At 63.4% G+C, this 17,087-nt stretch carries 15 protein-coding genes; 3 read left to right on the top strand and 12 right to left on the bottom strand.

What is annotated here, in order from left to right; translation table 11 throughout:
* Nucleotides 1-51: 51 nt before the first annotated feature.
* Nucleotides 52-2,415, top strand: coding sequence for a penicillin acylase family protein (locus LOY37_RS00935; protein WP_258716138.1), 2,364 nt, complete (start codon nucleotides 52-54; stop codon nucleotides 2,413-2,415).
* A 93-nt stretch (nucleotides 2,416-2,508) separates the two neighbouring features.
* On the opposite strand, the gene LOY37_RS00930 is transcribed toward LOY37_RS00935, so the two are convergent.
* From LOY37_RS00930 to LOY37_RS00880, 11 genes are all read right to left on the bottom strand, one after another.
* The gene (locus tag LOY37_RS00930) at nucleotides 2,509-3,387 is read right to left on the bottom strand and encodes a transporter substrate-binding domain-containing protein (protein ID WP_258716137.1); all 879 of its coding nucleotides are present in this window, start codon (nucleotides 3,385-3,387) and stop codon (nucleotides 2,509-2,511) included.
* Nucleotides 3,384-4,157 (bottom strand): amino acid ABC transporter ATP-binding protein, encoded by a 774-nt coding sequence (locus tag LOY37_RS00925; protein ID WP_045201779.1) that lies wholly within the window; start codon nucleotides 4,155-4,157, stop codon nucleotides 3,384-3,386. The genes LOY37_RS00930 and LOY37_RS00925 overlap by 4 nt, the downstream gene beginning before the upstream one ends.
* Nucleotides 4,154-4,813 (bottom strand): amino acid ABC transporter permease, encoded by a 660-nt coding sequence (locus tag LOY37_RS00920; RefSeq protein ID WP_093377382.1) that lies wholly within the window; start codon nucleotides 4,811-4,813, stop codon nucleotides 4,154-4,156. The genes LOY37_RS00925 and LOY37_RS00920 overlap by 4 nt, the downstream gene beginning before the upstream one ends.
* Nucleotides 4,794-5,459 carry an amino acid ABC transporter permease gene (locus tag LOY37_RS00915; protein ID WP_038997719.1) on the bottom strand — a complete coding sequence of 222 codons (666 nt, stop codon included), beginning with the start codon at nucleotides 5,457-5,459 and terminating at the stop codon, nucleotides 4,794-4,796. Before LOY37_RS00915 ends, LOY37_RS00920 begins: the two co-directional genes overlap by 20 nt.
* Nucleotides 5,460-5,928: 469 nt before the next feature.
* The gene (locus tag LOY37_RS00910) at nucleotides 5,929-6,714 is read right to left on the bottom strand and encodes a MetQ/NlpA family ABC transporter substrate-binding protein (RefSeq protein WP_045201774.1); all 786 of its coding nucleotides are present in this window, start codon (nucleotides 6,712-6,714) and stop codon (nucleotides 5,929-5,931) included.
* Between the two features lie 176 nt (nucleotides 6,715-6,890).
* Complete coding sequence (locus tag LOY37_RS00905) at nucleotides 6,891-7,832, bottom strand: sigma 54-interacting transcriptional regulator (protein ID WP_258716136.1); 942 nt, start codon at nucleotides 7,830-7,832, stop codon at nucleotides 6,891-6,893.
* A gap of 69 nt (nucleotides 7,833-7,901) precedes the next feature.
* Nucleotides 7,902-8,483, bottom strand: coding sequence for an alpha/beta hydrolase (locus LOY37_RS00900; protein WP_258595807.1), 582 nt, complete (start codon nucleotides 8,481-8,483; stop codon nucleotides 7,902-7,904).
* 171 nt (nucleotides 8,484-8,654) lie between these two features.
* Nucleotides 8,655-9,056, bottom strand: a complete 402-nt coding sequence (locus LOY37_RS00895; protein WP_045201768.1) for a biopolymer transporter ExbD — start codon at nucleotides 9,054-9,056, stop codon at nucleotides 8,655-8,657.
* Between the two features lies 1 nt (nucleotide 9,057).
* On the bottom strand, nucleotides 9,058-9,786 hold the full coding sequence (locus LOY37_RS00890) for a MotA/TolQ/ExbB proton channel family protein (RefSeq protein ID WP_258716135.1): 729 nt from the start codon (nucleotides 9,784-9,786) through the stop codon (nucleotides 9,058-9,060).
* A gap of 28 nt (nucleotides 9,787-9,814) precedes the next feature.
* Nucleotides 9,815-10,615: an energy transducer TonB gene (locus tag LOY37_RS00885; RefSeq protein ID WP_045201766.1), complete on the bottom strand. Its 801-nt coding sequence runs from the start codon at nucleotides 10,613-10,615 to the stop codon at nucleotides 9,815-9,817.
* 247 nt (nucleotides 10,616-10,862) lie between these two features.
* Nucleotides 10,863-13,205 carry a TonB-dependent receptor gene (locus tag LOY37_RS00880; RefSeq protein WP_258716134.1) on the bottom strand — a complete coding sequence of 781 codons (2,343 nt, stop codon included), beginning with the start codon at nucleotides 13,203-13,205 and terminating at the stop codon, nucleotides 10,863-10,865.
* A gap of 144 nt (nucleotides 13,206-13,349) precedes the next feature.
* Here LOY37_RS00880 and LOY37_RS00875 point away from each other — a divergent pair, with 144 nt between their 5' ends.
* Together LOY37_RS00875 and LOY37_RS00870 are read left to right on the top strand one after the other, a co-directional pair.
* Nucleotides 13,350-14,300: a LysR family transcriptional regulator gene (locus tag LOY37_RS00875; protein WP_258716133.1), complete on the top strand. Its 951-nt coding sequence runs from the start codon at nucleotides 13,350-13,352 to the stop codon at nucleotides 14,298-14,300.
* 100 nt (nucleotides 14,301-14,400) lie between these two features.
* Nucleotides 14,401-16,002: an alkaline phosphatase family protein gene (locus tag LOY37_RS00870; RefSeq protein WP_258716132.1), complete on the top strand. Its 1,602-nt coding sequence runs from the start codon at nucleotides 14,401-14,403 to the stop codon at nucleotides 16,000-16,002.
* Between the two features lie 94 nt (nucleotides 16,003-16,096).
* On the opposite strand, the gene LOY37_RS00865 is transcribed toward LOY37_RS00870, so the two are convergent.
* The gene (locus LOY37_RS00865; protein WP_045201760.1) at nucleotides 16,097-17,086 is read right to left on the bottom strand and encodes a sulfate/molybdate ABC transporter ATP-binding protein; all 990 of its coding nucleotides are present in this window, start codon (nucleotides 17,084-17,086) and stop codon (nucleotides 16,097-16,099) included.
* Nucleotide 17,087 lies beyond the last annotated feature (1 nt).

Raw genomic sequence — 17,087 nt, 5'->3', positions numbered from 1 at the left:
TTACCTCGATGATCGGACCACACGATCCGCTAAAAAGCACAAGGAGTCACGATGAAGCGCAGCCTGACTTTCCTCGCCGTGGTCATCGCCGCGGCCGCCGGCGGCGGCTACTGGTACGTGCACGGCAAGCTGCCGCAACGCCAGGGCGAGGTTACCCTGAGCAGCCTGCAGGCACCGGTCAATGTGCGCTACGACGCCCGCGGCGTGCCGCATATCCAGGCGCAGAACGAGGCCGACCTGTACCGTGCCCTGGGCTATGTGCATGCCCAGGATCGCCTGTTCCAGATGGAGATCATCCGCCGCCTGGCCCGTGGTGAGCTGGCCGAGATCCTTGGCAGCAAACTGGTCGCTACCGACACCCTGTTCCGCAGCCTGCGCATTCGCGAGCAAGCCGAGCTTTACGTCGAACGCCAGGACAAAACCTCGCCCGCCTGGCTGGCCCTGCAGGCCTACCTTGAGGGCGTCAACGCCTGGCAGGACAGCCATCCCAAGCCGATGGAGTTCGACGTGCTGGGCATTTCGCCACGGCCCTTTACCGCCCAGGACACCATCAGCATCGCCGGCTACATGGCCTACAGCTTTGCCGCAGCGTTTCGCACCGAGCCTGCGCTGACCTATATCCGTGACCAGCTGGGCGCCGACTACCTGAAGATCTTCGACCTCGACTGGAACCCGCAAGGCGCCCTGGCCAGCACGCCAGCCCTGGCCGCCAGCGACTGGCAAAGCCTGCAGCAGCTTGCGCAGCTCAGCCAGCAAGCCCTGGGCGATGCCGGCATTCCCCAATACGAAGGCAGCAATGCCTGGGCCATTGCCGGCAGCCGCACGCGCAGCGGCAAGCCGCTGCTGGCCGGCGACCCGCATATCAGTTTCGCCGTGCCATCGGTGTGGTACGAGGCGGAACTGAGCGCACCCGGCTTCAACCTCTATGGCTATCACCAGGCGCTCAATCCCTTCGCATCGCTCGGGCACAATCGCGACTTCGGCTGGAGCCTGACCATGTTCCAGAACGATGACGTCGATCTGATCGCCGAACAGGTCAACCCCGACAACCCCGAGCAGGTCAAGATCAACGGCCAGTGGCAAACCCTGAGCCAGACCCACGAGCAGATCGCGGTGAAGAACGAGGCGCCGGTGGACATCACCCTGCGCCGCTCGCCCCACGGGCCGATCGTCAACACGGTGCTGGGCGACATGGCGGGCCCGACGCCGATTGCCGTGTGGTGGGCGTTCCTGGAGACCGAGAACCCGATCCTCGATGGCTTCTACCAGGTCAACCGTGCCGACACCCTCGACAAGATGCGCGCCGCGGCGGCGAAGATCCAGGCACCCGGGCTCAACCTGATCTGGGCCAACGCCCGTGGCGATATCGGCTGGTGGGCGGCGGCGCAGTTGCCGATTCGCCCTGCCGGAGTCAACCCGGGCTTCATTCTCGATGGCAGTACGGCGCAGGCCGACAAGCTCGGTTTTTATCCTTTCAGCGCCAACCCGCAGGCGCAGAACCCGGCCAGCGGCTACATCGTCTCGGCCAACTTCCAGCCGCCAGCGAACATACCGGTGCCGGGCTATTACAACCTGGCCGACCGTGGCCAGCGCCTGAACCAGCACCTGGCCGACCCGCAGATCAAGTGGGACCAGCAAAACAGCCAGGCGCTGCAACTGGACACCGCCACCGATTACGGCCCGCGCACCCTGGCGCCGCTACTGGCAGTGCTGCGCGAAGTGGCCGAGGGCGATCAGGAGAAGGAACTGGTCGAGCAACTGGCGGCGTGGAATGGTGACTATCCGGTGGACTCGGTCAGTGCCACGCTGTTCAACCAGTTCCTCTACGAACTGGCCTACGCGGCGCTGCACGACGAGCTGGGCGACACCTGGTTCCAGACCCTGATCAGCACCCGCGCCATCGACGCCGCATTGCCGCGCCTGGCGGCCGACGTCGGTTCACCCTGGTGGGGCAAACAGGGCAGCAGCGAACAAGGCGATCGCACCGCAGCGGTGAAGCAGGCCTGGGGCAACACCCTGGCGCACCTGCGCGAGACCTTCGGCAACGACCCGGCCGGCTGGCAATGGGGCAAGGCACACACCCTGACCCACAACCACCCATTGGGGCTGCAGAAGCCGCTCAACCTGTTGTTCAACGTCGGCCCGTTCGCCGCGCCGGGCAGCCATGAAGTGCCCAACAACCTGTCGGCGAAAATCGGCCCGGCGCCATGGCCGGTGACTTATGGGCCATCGACCCGGCGCCTGATCGACTTTGCCGATGCCGGCCAGGCCCTGACCATCAACCCGGTCGGGCAAAGCGGGGTGTTGTTTGACCGCCACTATGGCGACCAGGCCAAGGACTATATCGAGGGCCGCTACCACAAGGCGCAGATGGGGGTGATTCCGGCGCAGAGCACCTTGAAGCTGGTGCCTTGAAAGCTTCGCGGGGCAAGTCGGGTCGCCGCACCGCCGCTCCTACCGACACTGATGGGAGCGGCGGTGCGGCGACCCGACTTGCCCCGCGATTGATCAGCCCTGCCAGTTACCGCCTTCGACAATTACGCTCTCAGGCTTGGTGTCATCGCTCAGTTCCTTGCGCACATATTGGTCATACAGCTTGAGCAGGTACTTCTGCTCGCCCAGGCGCGCCAGTTCGGCGTTGACCCAGTCGCGCAGCTCGATGTTGCCCTTCTTCACCGCCGGTGCAATCGGCGCTTCCTCACCGAGTTTTTCTTCCAGCACGCGGTAGCCCGGGTTCTGTTTCGACCAGCTGAACAGGATCAGGTTGTCCTGGGCATAGGCATCACCACGACCACTGGCCAGGGCCTGCAGCGACTCGGTGTTCTTCTCGAACTTGAGCAGCTTCCAGTCCGGATGGTTCTTGGTCAGCCAGATATCAGCGGTGGTGCCGGTGGTGACGATGGTGGTCTTGTCGGCCAGGTCATCGAGTTTTTTCACGCTGCTGCCTTCCGGCACCAGGGCCTGCACGGCAACCCGCAGGTTGGGGTTGGTGAACTCCACCGCTTCCTTGCGCTCCGGGGTCACGGTCATGTTGGCCAGGATCAGGTCGACCTTGTCGCTTTGCAGGAACGGAATACGGCTGGCAGGCTCGACCGCCACGAACTCGACCTTGTTCTCGTCGCCGAGCAGGTCCTTGGCAAACTGGCGGCCGATGTCGGTATCAAAACCGGCATAGCGCCCGGCCTCATCGACAAAGCCGAATGGCGGCTTGTCGGTGAAGACGCCGACGATCAGCTTGTCGCGGGCCTTGATGGTTTCCAGATAGCTGGTGGCCGGAGCGGCGCCAGCGGCGGCCGGCTTGCCCGGTTCTTCAGCCTTGTTGCAGCCGGCCAGCAAGGCCAGGCCGAGTAGGGACAACAGCAGTTTCGACGTCTTGGCAGTTTTCATGACAATTCCTTTGCGGGTGTTTTGGGCAGGCTTTCAACAAAGGAGAATTTCTCCAGGAACTGCTGCGCGCGTGCGCTTTGCGGGTTCGTAAAGAAGCTCTCGGGGTCGCGCTGTTCAAGGATCCTGCCGGCCTCCATGAACACGATGCGGTCGGCCACCGCACGGGCGAAGGCCATTTCATGGGTGACGATGAGCAGGGTCATGCCGTCGCGCGCCAGGCCCTGGATTACCTGCAGCACTTCCTTGACCATTTCCGGGTCGAGCGCCGCGGTGACTTCATCGAACAGCATCACTTGCGGGTTCATGCACAGCGAGCGGACGATGGCGATGCGTTGCTGCTGGCCCCCGGAAAGCTGGCGCGGGAAGGCGTCGCGCTTGTCCAGCAGGCCAACCCGGGCCAGCAGGGCTTCGGCCTGGGCCTGGGCCTCGCGGCGCTCGCGCTTTTGCACCTTGAGCGGGCCGAGCAGCAGGTTGTCGATCACGCTCATGTGACCGAACAGGTGATAACTCTGGAACACCATGCCGACCTGCTGGCGCACCTGGCGCCAGTCGGTGCCAGGCGTCAGCAGCTCTTCACCGGCCAGGCGCAGGCTGCCGCTGTGGGCGCTTTCCAGGCCATTGAGGCAACGCAGCAAGGTGCTCTTGCCGCAGCCGCTGGGGCCGAGGATCACCACCACTTCACCGCTGCGCACCTGCAGGTCGACGTGGTCGAGCACCTGCTGCTCGCCGAAGAATTTATTGAAGCCCTTGAACTCGATCAGTGCGCTCATGCGTGTGTCCAGCGACGCTCCAGCGCGCGCGAGGCGGCTGACAGCGGGTAGCAAATGAAGAAGAAAAACAGGAACAGCGCGCCATAGATCAGCACCGACTCGTAGGTGCGCTCGATGATCTGCTGGCCGACCTTGATCACATCGACCACGCCGATCAGCACGGCCAGCGAGCTGGTCTTGATGATCCGCGTGTAGATGTTGATGGTCGGCGGGGTCATGCGCTTGAGCGCCTGGGGCAGCAGCACGTAGCCATACAGCTGCGCGCCGGACAGACCGATCGACAGCCCCGCTTCACGCTGCCCGCGCGGCAACGACTGCAGCGCACCGCGCACTACTTCGCCCACTTCGCTGGCGCCCCACAACGACAGCACCAGCACCGCACACCAGAAGCTTGGGATGCTCACGGCAAAGAAAATCGGCAGGCCGAAGAACAGCAGGTACAACCAGACCAGCACCGGAATCGCCCGAAACAGCTCCAGGTAGATGCGCAGCAGCAGGTTCACACTGCGTTTGCCCAAGGTCGCCAGCACGCCGTAGAGCACGCCGCCGAGGGTGGCAAAGAGGATGCTCAGCGCCGAAATCGCCAGGGTTTGCGCAGCGCCCTTGCCCAGTTGCGGCAAAGACACCAGCAACAACTCAAGACCCGAACTGGCCATGTTGCAGCCTCCGTTCCAGGCGGCTGAGCAGCAGCGACAAAGGCAGGAACAACAGCACGCAGATCAGCGTCAGCACCGCGAGCATCTCGTAGGTCTTGTAATACAGGGCGATGTAGCTCTTGGTGGTGTAGAGGATCTCTGGCACCGCCACCGCCGACACCACGGTGGTTTCCTTGAGCAAAAAGATGAAGTTGGCGAACAGCGCCGGCAGGCTGAGGATCCCCGCCTGCGGCAGGATCACATGGCGCAGCAACTGGCCTTCCGACAGGCCGATCGAGCGGCCGGACTCCAGTTGCGCCACCGGCACCGCCTCGACGCCGGCGCGCAGCACCTCGGTGAGGTAGGCGCCGCCGAGGAAGGTCATGGTGATGATCGCCGCGGCGAAGCCGGAAATCTTCAGGCCCAGCTCCGGCAAGGCGAAGTAAACGAAGAACAGCTGGATCAGCAGCGGCGTGTTGCGCGCCAGCTCCACGTAGAGTTTGACCAGGCGCTGCAGGTACGGCGTGCGGTAAACCAGAATCGCGGCGTTGACCAGCGCCACCAGCAGCGAAGTACCGATGGCGATCAGGCCGACTTGCAGTGTGACGCCCACCGCCTTGAGAAAGGCTGGCAATGTGCTAAGGATAAAGGCGAAGTCGAAGCTCATGGAGTGAGCCTCGGCAGACGATGACGATGCGACATGGACAGGATCTCGGACCGGCCCGAGGGTAAACGGGCGGCTCTACACAGGGGTTGTCAGTGCGGGTGAGCACAATAGGTAGACTCTAAAGGTATAAAAATATTTCTTTAAATACCTTTATTGCATATTGATATCACCCAAACAGCTAACCTGCGAAATCCTTGGCGGTGACGGGATCTTTCTGCTGAAAATGCCATCCAAGCGCTGTCGACCCATCACACCAACAAGGAAGACAAAGGATGAATAGCGCCCCCACTCTCGATGCAAAAGAACTGATCAAGTGGCTGACGGCATTGCGCCGGGCGGTCAATGCGGGGAATTGAAAGCACTGTGGGAGCAAGGTTGACCCGCGATGCGATTTGACTGGTAGATCGCATCGCGGGGCAAGCCCGCTCCCACAGGATGTGTGTGTGTGTGTGTGTGTGTGTGTAGCCTCTTAGAACGCCGGCAGTACCGCGCCGCTGTATTTCTTCTCGATGAAGGTCTTCACTTCAGGGCTGGTCAGGGCCTTGGCCAGCTTCTGGATGGCGTCGCTGTTCTTGTTGTCCGGACGGGCCACCAGGAAGTTCACGTACGGCGAGTCGGCGCCTTCGATCACCAGGGCGTCCTTGGCCGGGTTCAGGCCGGCTTCCAGGGCGTAGTTGGTGTTGATCATGTCCAGGTCGACCTGATCGAGCACACGCGGCAGCATGGCCGATTCAAGCTCGCGGAACTTCAGCTTCTTCGGGTTCTCGGCGATGTCTTTCGGGGTCGCCAGGGCGTTCTTCGGATCCTTCAGGGTGATCAGGCCAGCCTTCTGCAACAGCAGCAGGGCACGACCGCTGTTGCTGCCTTCGTTAGGAATGGCAACGGTAGCGCCTTCCTTCAGTTCGCTCAGGCTCTTGACCTTCTTCGAGTAGCCGCCGAAGGGTTCGACGTGCACGCCGATCACGGTTTCCAGGTGGGTGCCTTTGCCTTCGTTGAAGTTCTTCAGGTACGGCAGGGTCTGGAAGTAGTTGGCGTCCAGGCGCTTCTGGTCGACCTGCACGTTAGGCTGCACGTAGTCGGTGAATACCTTGATCTCCAGGTCCACACCTTCCTTGGCCAGGGTCGGCTTGATCAGCTCGAGGATTTCCGCGTGCGGTACCGGGGTAGCGGCAACTACCAGCTTCTCGCCCGCCTGGGCAAAACCTGCAACCGACAGAGCGGCCGCCAGAGCAGTCAACAACAGAGCCTTTTTCATGCGCAGTCCTTATTCGAATACATGGCCATCGGGCGACGGCGAAGATGGGGGTTGCCAGCACTTTGCTAGCTGGCTTGAAGCGGACAATACCTAGATTTTTTATACCAGAACAATATCTTTTATTTTGCTGCTTATGCCATTTTTAACGGACGCCGCCATGCACCCCATACATGGCATCAGGCAGCGGGTTGCGTCAGACGCAACAGAGTCTTCTCCAGCAATTGTTGCAGAGCACTGCGCTCACCCGGCTCACCAAGGCTCAGAAGCTGCTCCAGCTGGCTGGCCAGAGCGCTCAAGGGTGTCGGCAGGTTCAAATGCTCGGGGAGGATTTCTTCACCGCTGCTGACCAGCAGGGCAAAGTGAATGACGTTCTCAAGCTCACGGGTATTGCCCGGCCAGCTGTGCAGCTCCAATACCCGCTGCGCCGCTTCGCTGATCAACGGCACCGGCAGGTTCAGGCGCGGGCTATAGATACCAACGAAATACTCGGCCAACGGCAGGATATCGCCGACCCGTTCACGCAAGGCCGGCAGCTCCAGCTGGCCTTCGCGCAGGTAGTGGTACAGGCGGTCGTGGAACTTGCCGGCGCTCACCGCCTCGGCCAGGTCGATGCTCGAGGCGGCGACCAGGCGCACGTCCACCGGGTTTGGTTGCTGGGCACCGACGCGGGTGACTTCGCGGTTTTCCAGCGCCGAGAGCAGCTTGATCTGGATCGGCAGCGGCAGGTCGGCGATTTCGTCCAGGTACAGGGTGCCGCCGTTGGCCGAGCCGAACCATCCGGCCCGGCTGCTGGCCGCGCCGCTGTGGGCACCGGCGCTGTAGCCAAACAACTCGGCGTCGGCATAGGTCGGGCTGATCGCCCCGCAGCTGACCGAAACAAACAAGCCGCCGCGATCACTGGCGCGATGAATCTGGCGGGCCAGCAATTCCTTGCCAGTCCCGGTTTCGCCGCGGATCAGCACTGGCAGGGCCAGGGGCGCTAGCAGCTCGAGCTCTTCGCGCAATTGCCGCGACCGCGGATCGACGAATACCAGCGCCTTGGCGCGGATGCTCAGCGGGCTCTTGTCCAGCTCGGGAAACGTCAACAAAGGCTGGCCGAAGGTGTCGTGATTACTCATGGCAAACTCCCGCCCTTGGCGCTTTCCGGCCGGGCGTTCGAATCAAGGCAAATGGTCAGCGCCTGAAGCTCAGGCGCGGCGTAGAGCGTGCTGTTCCAGACGGTTCTGCAGGCGGTACAGGTAAGCGAAGCCCTGCTCCCAGCGACGGTGCCCGGACTTGACGTTGATATGCCCGGCACCTGCGAGGAAGCCCGTTTCGGCGCCCCAGGCACGGGCCAGCTGCATGGCCCGCGGGACACTGACAGCCGGGTCGTTGTCGGAGCTGACCACCTGGCTTGGGAACGGCAGCAGCAGCTGCGGAATCGGTGCAAAGTTGCGCAGTGCCGGCGCACAGGTCGGCCGCTCGACGTCAGCCGGCGCCACCAGCAAGGCACCGCGTACCCGGCGCAACAGGGTGGCGCTGGCTTGCGCGGCCCAATGGGCAACGGTGATGCAACCCAGGCTGTGGGCGATCAGGATCACCGGCGACTCATCGGCGGCCACCGCTTGCTCAAGTGTTGCGACCCAGTCCTGGCGCTGCGGGTTCAACCAGTCGGCCTGCTCGACCCGGGCGCTGTTGGGCAGCACCTGCTGCCAGTGGGTTTGCCAATGCTCGTCTGGCGAACCTTGCCAGCCCGGCACAATCAGGTAACGGATCGACTCGTTGCGCATGGGACGCCTCCTGCTGCGTTTGCGTGCATGAGGCTCAGTATAGGGGGGTGGTTATATTCGTAAAGGAATAAGAAGCTATTTATTAATAACCAAAATATAAATTTTCCATAAAAAAAGGGACCACCCCCTGCCGAAGGACCGGTCCCTGAAGCATTGCCTGAGAGATGTTGCTCAGCGGGCGGTGATCACCGACAACTTGGTGATTCCGGCACGTTCGATCGAGGCCATGGCGCGCGCCACCTCCCCATAATTAACGCCATCGTCGGCCTGCAGCTGTACGCGCAGTTCCGGGTCTTTGGCCTTGGCCGCCTGCAGGTTGGTTTCCAGCAGATCCGGCTGGATCTCGTCCTTGTTGATAAACAGCTTGCCGCCGCCGTCGATGCTCACCACCAGCGGATCCTTCTGTTCCACCGGAGCCACGGCCTCGGTCTTGGGCAAGTTGATCGGGATGGCGTTGGTCAGCAGTGGCGCGGTAACGATGAACACCACCAGCAGCACCAGCATCACGTCCACCAGCGGCGTCACGTTGATCTCGCTGAGTACTTCGTCACTGTCCTGGGTCGAGAAGGCCATATCAGGATGCCTCCTTCACTTTCTGGGTGTGCTGGCCAGCGCCGACCTTGTAGGCAGTCGGGTGCACCAGTACCCGGAACGCGCTCTTCTGCGCCAGGCTGTAGAAGTCGTGGGCAAAGTCATCGAGGTCGGCGGCGGTCAGCTTCAGGCGGCGCAGGAAGTAGTTGTAGACCAGCACCGCCGGCACCGCGACGGCGATACCGACACCGGTGGCGACCAGCGCCGCACCGATCGGCCCGGCCACGGTTTCCAGGCTCGCCGAACCTGCGGCGCTGATGCCCTTGAGCGCTTCCATGATGCCCCAGACGGTGCCGAACAGGCCGATGAAGGGCGAGGTGCTGCCGATACTGGCGACTACCGCCAGGCCGGTTTCCAGCGAGCGGCGCTCACGCACGATCTGCTGGCGCAGGGCGCGTTCGAGGCGGTCCTGATGGTTGATCGCCTGGCTCAGGTCGCTGGCTTGCTGGCCTGGCTCGCCGACCGCGATAGCGGCGTAACCGGCCTGGGCGACCCGGGCTGCGGCGCCGGGTTGTGCATGGCTGAGCTCGGCAGCGGAATCCAGGCTTGAAGCCGCCCAGAATTGTTTGTGAAAGCGTTTGTCCTGGTTCTTCAGGCGCACGAACTGCACGCCCTTGACCAGGGCCAGGCCCCAGGTGACGACGGAGAAGCCCACCAGCAGCCAGATCACCGCGCTTTCGATGGATTCGAGGGGGGATGCCAATACAGTCATGATCAATACTCTCTTCTGTTAGCGCGAATTAGCGGATCTTGAAGTCGATGGGTACGCTGACCCAGCCGTCCTGGGCCACGTCGCCCTGCTTGGCCGGGACGAAGCTCCAACGCTTGACCGCAGCCAGGGCGGCGTCGTCGAGTTGCTGGCGGCCACTGCTTTTCTGAATCTGGATGTCACCCGGCTTGCCGCTGGCCAGTACCCGCACCCGCAACAACACCGTGCCTTCCCAGCCGCGACGCTGGGCCAGCGACGGGTACTCCGGCGCCGGGTTCTTCAGGTACGCGGCGTTGGCCGACGCCGGGGTCACCGGCGCTGGTGCCGGCGGAGCCGGGGGCGCTGGTGGTGCTGCCGGTTGTGGCGGTGCGGGCGGTTGCTCGACCGCCTTGGGCGCAGGCTTGGGTACCGGTTTGGGCACAGGTTTCGGCTTGGGCTTGGGTACCGGCTTGGGCGCAGGCTTGGCGGCCAGCTCATCAACCACCGGTGGCGGCGGCTCGACCACCGCCGGAGGCGGAGGCGGAGGCGGCTCGACGGCCGGTGGCGCTGGCTGGGAAAACTCGATGGTCATCGGCGGAATTTCCGGCGGCACCACCGGCAACACCGGGGTCGGCGCCTGGCTTACCCAGTACGCCAGCGCACCGTGCAAGGCCAGGGCAAACACCCCGAGCAGAATCTTCTCCCGACGGCTCAGCGCGCTTTTCGGCGTGCTTTGCAGACGCAACTGCGCCAGCGGCAACCGCAGCGGGCGACCGAGGTCGACCAGCTCGCCGCTCGGCGACTGGCGCCAAAGCACATCGTGAGCACTGGCGGCGGTCTGGACATTACCCATTGATCAACTCCTGGGACGTGAGTGCGTTTCGTCGAAGGCAGGTCAATTGCCTTCGCTGGGGTGGATCATCAACTTCTGTTACTTATGTCTTAAAGTAATTTTTAAAGTTATGGATAGAACCAAAATACATATACAAATGGGTCGAACCGCTCTAAGCCGCGCCCTTCAAGGGCTGGCGCCAACGCCCTGAAACGCCATGCCTGCAGGGCATGAAAAATATTCGCCAAAGGCATCGAAAAACACCGTTTCAGAAGTCGTAGCGGCCGGTCACACCCAAGGTCCGCGGGGTGCCGAGCAGGCCTTCATAACCGCCGTTGGCCGCGCTCCAGAGGGTGGTGTAGTAGGTTTTGTCGAAAGCGTTCTTCAGCCACAGCGAGACATCCCACTGGCCCTGGCCAAGGTCGCCACGCAAGCCGGTGGAGAGGTTGACCACGGCGTAGCTGGGGATTTGCGCGAAGTCAGAGTCCTCGACCGTGCCCACCGCCTTGGAGCGGAAGGCGTAACTGGCGGTGAGGTAAGGTTGCAGGCCGTTGTCCAGATCCCACTGGTACTGGCCGTTGGCGTTGGCGATCCATTTCGACGCGCCGACTACCTGGTGGCCACTGAGGTCGCAGGCCGCCGGTGCCCCCGGTTGCAGGGCGACTTCCGGCGCGCACGGGGCGTCCTTGTAAGACAGATACCGCACGTCGTTGTAGGAGCCGTTGATGTTCAGGGTCAGGCCACGCACCGGGATCAGCGTGCTTTCCAGCTCCACCCCGCGTGAGCGCACGGAGCCGGCATTGGTCAGATACTGCACGCGGTTGGCGTCGTCGTAGGCGTTGGTCTGGTAGCCGTGCACCTCGGTCCAGAACAGGTTGGCGTTGAGCTGCAGGCGACGGTCCCAGAGGGTGCTCTTCAAGCCCAGCTCGGCGTTGTTGGCGCGCTCGGTGCCGATCAGCAGCGAATCGGCGCCGGCAACCGGTGCGGTACCGACCGCCAGGTTGACGCCACCAGACTTCTCGCCGTGGGACAAGGTGGTGTAGCCGAGCAGGTCATCGGTAAAGCGATAACTCAGGTTGAGCAAGCCCGACGGACTGGTGCTGTACTGGTTGAGGTCGCCCGAGTCATAAGCACCCACCCGGCCCTGGCGCGCAGTTGCCGCAGCGCCTGCAACCGCCGCACCACCGACGGGCGCGGCGCGATCGACCCAGGCGCTTTTCTCCTCATAGGTGCCGCGTACCCCGGCGGTGAAATCCAGGCGCTCGGTCAGGTGCCAGGTGCCCTGGGCGAACAAGGCAAAGCTGTCGGTCTTGATATGGCCCTTGCCGACGCTGCTGACATTGGCCAGCGCTCCGGCCGGCGTACCGTTCCAGATATCCGCCTGGGGCCCGTAATGGACGAAGGATTTGTTGTCCAGGTCGGAGCCGAAGTAATAGGCACCCAGTACATAGTCGAAGAAGCCGCCGGTTGGCGAGGCCAGGCGAAATTCCTGCGAGTACTGTTTATCACGCACCGACACCCCGGCGTTGTAGGCCGCCGGCACGTTCAGGCCATCATCGTTGCGCGGGGTGAAGTCCCACCAGCGGTAGGCGCTTACCGAGGTCAGGGTGAAGTCGTTGTCCAGGGTCCAGTTGGCTTCCAGGGAAGTCCCGCCCTGGAACACCGTGACCTGCTGATCGTCATCGAGGTTGACCTTGCGCTTGCTGCCATCGACCAGCGTCGCCCCGGCCGCCTGGGCCCGCGCTTCATAGCGGTTGACGCCGTTGATGGTCGGCCCGGTGCTGTACAGCAGGCGAGTGCCGGCGCTGGAGTCCTCTTCGTTGTAGTCGCCGATCCAGCGCAGGTTGAACTGCTCGTTGGGCTTGTACAGCAGCTGGCCGCGAAAGCCCTGGCGCGAACCGCCGTTGAGGGTATGGCCGTCGAATTCGTTCTTGATGTCGCCATCGTTGCGCGTGCGGTAGGCCGAAATGCGCCCGGCCAGGGTCTCGCTCAAGGGCCCGGACAAGGTGCCCTTGGTCTGGAAGTAGCCATCCTCGCCCACCGAGGTTTCGATGCTGCGCTCGGGGGTGAAGCTCGGCGCACGGGTGCTGATGTTGATCACCCCGGCGGTGGTGTTCTTGCCAAACAGCGTGCCCTGCGGGCCGCGCAGCACTTCCAGTTGCTCGATGTCCATGAGGTCGAACACGGCCATGCCCGGGCGGCCGAGGTAGACGTTGTCCAGGTACAGGCCGACGCTGCCTTCCAGGCCGTCGCTGGCCGGGTTGTTGCCCAGGCCGCGGATCGACACGCTGGACTGGCGCGCGTGCATGTAGGCGACGTTGACGCTGGGCACCAGCTGCTGCAGGTCCTGAATGCGATACACCCGCTGGCTTTCCAGGGCCTGGCCGTCAAGCACGCTGATCGGCGTCGGCACGTCCTGGGCGCTCTCTTCGCGGCGCCGGGCGGTGACGGTGACGGTCTTGAGCTGGCTGTCGCTGGCCTTGACCTCAGGCTTTGCCGAGTCGGCGGCCTGAGCCGGCAACCAGTGCGCGCTGCCGGCCAGCAGCAAGGCCAGGGGCAGGCGCTGGAGCCGCCGTGAAGACAAGGGTGCAGCGCGAAGGGTCGGGCTCATGGGCGGCTCCTGGCAAAGGAATTTATATTCCTTTAAGTTATTTATTTATGATTCGACATACATTTACTGCATAAGAGATTGCCTTTATAAGGAGTGCACCAGAGGCAGAGCAAATGCATTTGCCCGATACTTTTTATGTGAAAAATGCATATAGACCTGCGCCAACTCCGCCACCTGATTGCCCTTGCCGAGCACCGCAGCTTCGTCGCCGCGGCGACCGCGGTGAACCTCTCGCAATCGGCCTTCAGCCGCAGCATCCAGGCCCTGGAGCACAGCGCCGGCTGCCAGTTGGTGGACCGCTCACACAAAGAACTGCCACCGACCAAGCAGGGCCTGGTGGTGCTCGAACACGCGCGCCGGCTGATCAGCGGCGCGCGCCAGTTGAGCAACGAGATCAGCCAGTTCAATGGCCTGGAAGCCGGCGAGCTGCGCTTCGGCTGCGGCCCGGCGCCCGCCGCGGGCCTGGTGCCACGGGCGATTGGCGGCTTCATCGGCCGCTACCCCAAGGCGCGGGTGCAGTTTCAGGTCGATGACTGGCAGAGCCTGAACAAGCGCCTGCTGGCCGAGGAGTTCGAATTCTTCGTCGCCGACACCCGCAGCTTCGAGGCCGACCCGCAATACCAGACCCTGCGCCTGCGGCCTCGACGCTGGCATTTTTGCTGCCGCGCCGGGCACCCGCTGGCGGCGCTATCGAGCGTCAGCGCCGAGCAACTGTTGCACTACCCCTTGGCCGTCACCCTGCGCCCACCCAACCTGCGCAAGGTGATCGCCGACCTCAGCGGCCGCCCGGATTTCGTCGCCAATGTCGAATGCGAAAACAGCTACAGCCTGCTTGGGGTGGTGCTCAATTCCGATGCCATCGGCATCTGCGGCGCCTACAGCGACGCCCTGCACAACGCCAACGGCAAGCTGGTGCGGCTGAGCATCGACGGTCTGAGTGACGACTGCGAAGAGCTCTACACCCGCTACGGCATCGTCAGCCAGGCGCGCCTGCGCCTGTCGCCGCTGGCCGAGGCGATGATCGAACAGATCATCCTCACTGATCAGGCCGACCGCGCCCTCGACGCCTGCAACCTGGAGCAACTGGCGATCTGAGCCATTGCGCAAAACGCATCGACTGCATTCGGCAAATGCGCTTGTGATACGCGCCCCGGGCGGCGAAAACAGTCAACTGAAATCTGCCCAGGTGACTGCCATGCCCCACCCCACTGACGTGCGCAACGTGCTGTACATCATGTGCGACCAACTGCGTCGCGATTACCTCTCGTGCTATGGCCACCGCCATCTGCACACGCCGAACATCGACCGCCTGGCCGCCGCCGGGGTGCGCTTCAGCCGCGCCTACACCCAGGGCACCATCTGCGGCCCGTCGCGGATGTCGGCCTACACCGGGCGTTATGTCAGCAGCCACCAGGTGGCCTGGAACGGCGTGCCGCTGCCGCTGGATGAACTGACCCTCGGTGACTACCTGCGCCCTGCCGGCATCCGCACCGCGCTGGTGGGCAAGACCCACGCCACGCCGAACCAGGACGCCTTGCAACAGCTGGCCATCGACCCGCTGATGGCCGAGCAGCTCAACGAGGTGGGGTTCGAACCGGTTGCCCGCCACGATGGCATCTTCCCCGACGACCCGCTGTTCGCCGACAAGCGCGAAAGCGCGCCCTACACTCGCTACCTGCGCGACCACGGCTTTACCGGCGACAACCCCTGGCACAGTTGGGCCAATGCCGCCGCAGGCGAAAACGGTGAAATTCTCAGCGGCTGGCACATGCGCAACGCCGACCTGCCCACGCGCCTGCCCGAGCAGCACTCCGAGACGGTCTACAGCACCGACCGCGCCATCGACTTCATCCAGGCCCAGGGCGAGCAGCCCTGGTGCCTGCACCTGTCGTACATCAAGCCGCACTGGCCCTACATCGCCCCGGCGCCTTACCACGCGCTGTACAACGCCAGCCAGGTGCAGGCGCCGATAGCTGTTCAGCCAGGCAACGACCATCCGGTGTATGCCGCGTTCCGCCAGCACCAGGAAAGCCTCAACTTCTCTCGCGAAGAGGTACGCCTGAAAGTGATCCCCACCTACATGGGCCTGATCAAACAGATCGACGACCAGCTCGGGCGCCTGTTCGATGTGCTGCAAAGCAATGGCCGCTGGGATGACACGCTGATTGTGTTCACCAGTGATCACGGTGATTTTCTCGGCGACCATGGCCTGGGCGAAAAGGAGTTTTTGCTAGAGCCTGCGGTGGGCGTACCGCTGATCGTGCGTGATCCACGGGCGGCGGCGGATGTCAGCCGCGGCACGGTGGATGAGCGCTTGGTGGAAACCATCGATGCGCTGCCGACCTTCCTCGACGCGATGGGGCTGCCGAGTGCCGAGCATCGGCTGGAGGGGCGTTCGCTGATTCCGCTGTTGCATGGCACCGCCAGCGCCTGGCGCAGCTATGCCATCGCCGAATACGACTACGCCTTCCAGGCCCCGGCCCGCGAGCGCCTGGGCCAGCCGATCGACCGTTGCCGGATGACCATGGTGCGCAGCGAGCGCTGGAAGTACCTGGCCTATGACGGCTTTCGCGCACAGCTATTCGACCTGCTCAACGACCCGCAAGAGCTGCACGACCTGGGTGCGGACCCGGCCTATGCCAGCGTGCGCGAGGCCCACCAGGGTTATCTGTTCGAATGGCTCAGGAGCTTGAAGCGGCGGACCACCATCAACCATGCCGAGATCGAGCGGCGTGGGCAATGGTTTCGCTATGGCGAACCGCGCGAGGACAGCGTGGTGAAGATCGGGGTGTGGTAGGGGCTGCTTTGCAGCCCATCGCTGGCAAGCCAGCTCCCACAGGGTTCAGTGTATGCAGTACCTGTGGGAGCGGGCTTGACCCGCGATGAGGCCCTTAGATATTGGCCACTTTCTGCCAGACCTTGGGCTTGAAGAACAAGGTCTCGCCACGCGCCAGACCGCTCAGGCTGTCATGGTCCTTGACCACCTCGGCCTCGATCAGCTCGCTCTGCCCTTCGACCTTCAAGGTCACCCGGGTCGTCGCCCCCAGCGGACGGATGTCGCGCACCTGCGCCGCGTGATGGCCTTCGATCTCGTGACGCGACAGCGACACTTCATGCGGGCGGAACATCACGTGCTGGCCTTCGCTCAGGTGCAGGCGGTTGGAATCGCCTAGGAAGTGATAAACGAAGTCGCTGGCCGGGTTCTCGTAGACCTCGCCCGGCGAGCCGATCTGCTCGATCACGCCCTTGTTCATCACCACGATACGGTCGGCGACTTCCATGGCCTCTTCCTGGTCGTGGGTAACGAACACCGAGGTCAGGTTGATGTCTTCGTGCAGGCGCGCCAGCCAGCGGCGCAGCTCTTTGCGTACCTTGGCATCCAGGGCACCGAACGGCTCGTCGAGCAGCAGTACCTTGGGCTCCACCGCCAGGGCGCGGGCCAGGGCGATACGCTGGCGCTGGCCGCCCGACAGTTGCTCGGGGTAACGGTCGCTGAGCCAGTCGAGCTGGACCATGTTCAGCAGCTCGTGGACCTTCTCGGCAATCTTGCTTTCGTTCGGGCGCTCGCCCTTGGGCTTCATGCGCAGGCCGAAGGCGACGTTGTCGAACACGCTCATGTGGCGAAACAGCGCGTAGTGCTGGAACACGAAACCGACGTTGCGATCACGCACATCGTGGCCCGAGACATCTTCACCGTGGAAGACGATGCTGCCCTGGTCGGGGGTTTCCAGCCCGGCGATGATCCGCAGCAGGGTGGTCTTGCCGCAGCCGGACGGGCCGAGCAAAGCCACCAGCTCGCCGCTGTGGATATCCAGGTTGATGCTGTCCAGAGCCTGGAAAGCGTTGAAGCGCTTGCTGACGTTACGAACTTCGATCGACATG

Origin of the sequence: Pseudomonas sp. B21-012 (assembly GCF_024749305.1) — a bacterium.
Lineage (GTDB): Bacteria > Pseudomonadota > Gammaproteobacteria > Pseudomonadales > Pseudomonadaceae > Aquipseudomonas.
This window is presented reverse-complemented; position numbering and strand designations above follow the sequence as displayed.

Coding starts and splice junctions, on each gene's coding strand:
- LOY37_RS00935 (WP_258716138.1), top strand. CDS start 52: ATGAAGCGCAGCCTGACTTTCCTCGCCGTGGTCATCGCCGCGGCCGCC.
- LOY37_RS00930 (WP_258716137.1), bottom strand. CDS start 3,387: ATGAAAACTGCCAAGACGTCGAAACTGCTGTTGTCCCTACTCGGCCTG.
- LOY37_RS00925 (WP_045201779.1), bottom strand. CDS start 4,157: ATGAGCGCACTGATCGAGTTCAAGGGCTTCAATAAATTCTTCGGCGAG.
- LOY37_RS00920 (WP_093377382.1), bottom strand. CDS start 4,813: ATGGCCAGTTCGGGTCTTGAGTTGTTGCTGGTGTCTTTGCCGCAACTG.
- LOY37_RS00915 (WP_038997719.1), bottom strand. CDS start 5,459: ATGAGCTTCGACTTCGCCTTTATCCTTAGCACATTGCCAGCCTTTCTC.
- LOY37_RS00910 (WP_045201774.1), bottom strand. CDS start 6,714: ATGAAAAAGGCTCTGTTGTTGACTGCTCTGGCGGCCGCTCTGTCGGTT.
- LOY37_RS00905 (WP_258716136.1), bottom strand. CDS start 7,832: ATGAGTAATCACGACACCTTCGGCCAGCCTTTGTTGACGTTTCCCGAG.
- LOY37_RS00900 (WP_258595807.1), bottom strand. CDS start 8,483: ATGCGCAACGAGTCGATCCGTTACCTGATTGTGCCGGGCTGGCAAGGT.
- LOY37_RS00895 (WP_045201768.1), bottom strand. CDS start 9,056: ATGGCCTTCTCGACCCAGGACAGTGACGAAGTACTCAGCGAGATCAAC.
- LOY37_RS00890 (WP_258716135.1), bottom strand. CDS start 9,786: ATGACTGTATTGGCATCCCCCCTCGAATCCATCGAAAGCGCGGTGATC.
- LOY37_RS00885 (WP_045201766.1), bottom strand. CDS start 10,615: ATGGGTAATGTCCAGACCGCCGCCAGTGCTCACGATGTGCTTTGGCGC.
- LOY37_RS00880 (WP_258716134.1), bottom strand. CDS start 13,205: ATGAGCCCGACCCTTCGCGCTGCACCCTTGTCTTCACGGCGGCTCCAG.
- LOY37_RS00875 (WP_258716133.1), top strand. CDS start 13,350: ATGCATATAGACCTGCGCCAACTCCGCCACCTGATTGCCCTTGCCGAG.
- LOY37_RS00870 (WP_258716132.1), top strand. CDS start 14,401: ATGCCCCACCCCACTGACGTGCGCAACGTGCTGTACATCATGTGCGAC.
- LOY37_RS00865 (WP_045201760.1), bottom strand. CDS start 17,086: ATGTCGATCGAAGTTCGTAACGTCAGCAAGCGCTTCAACGCTTTCCAG.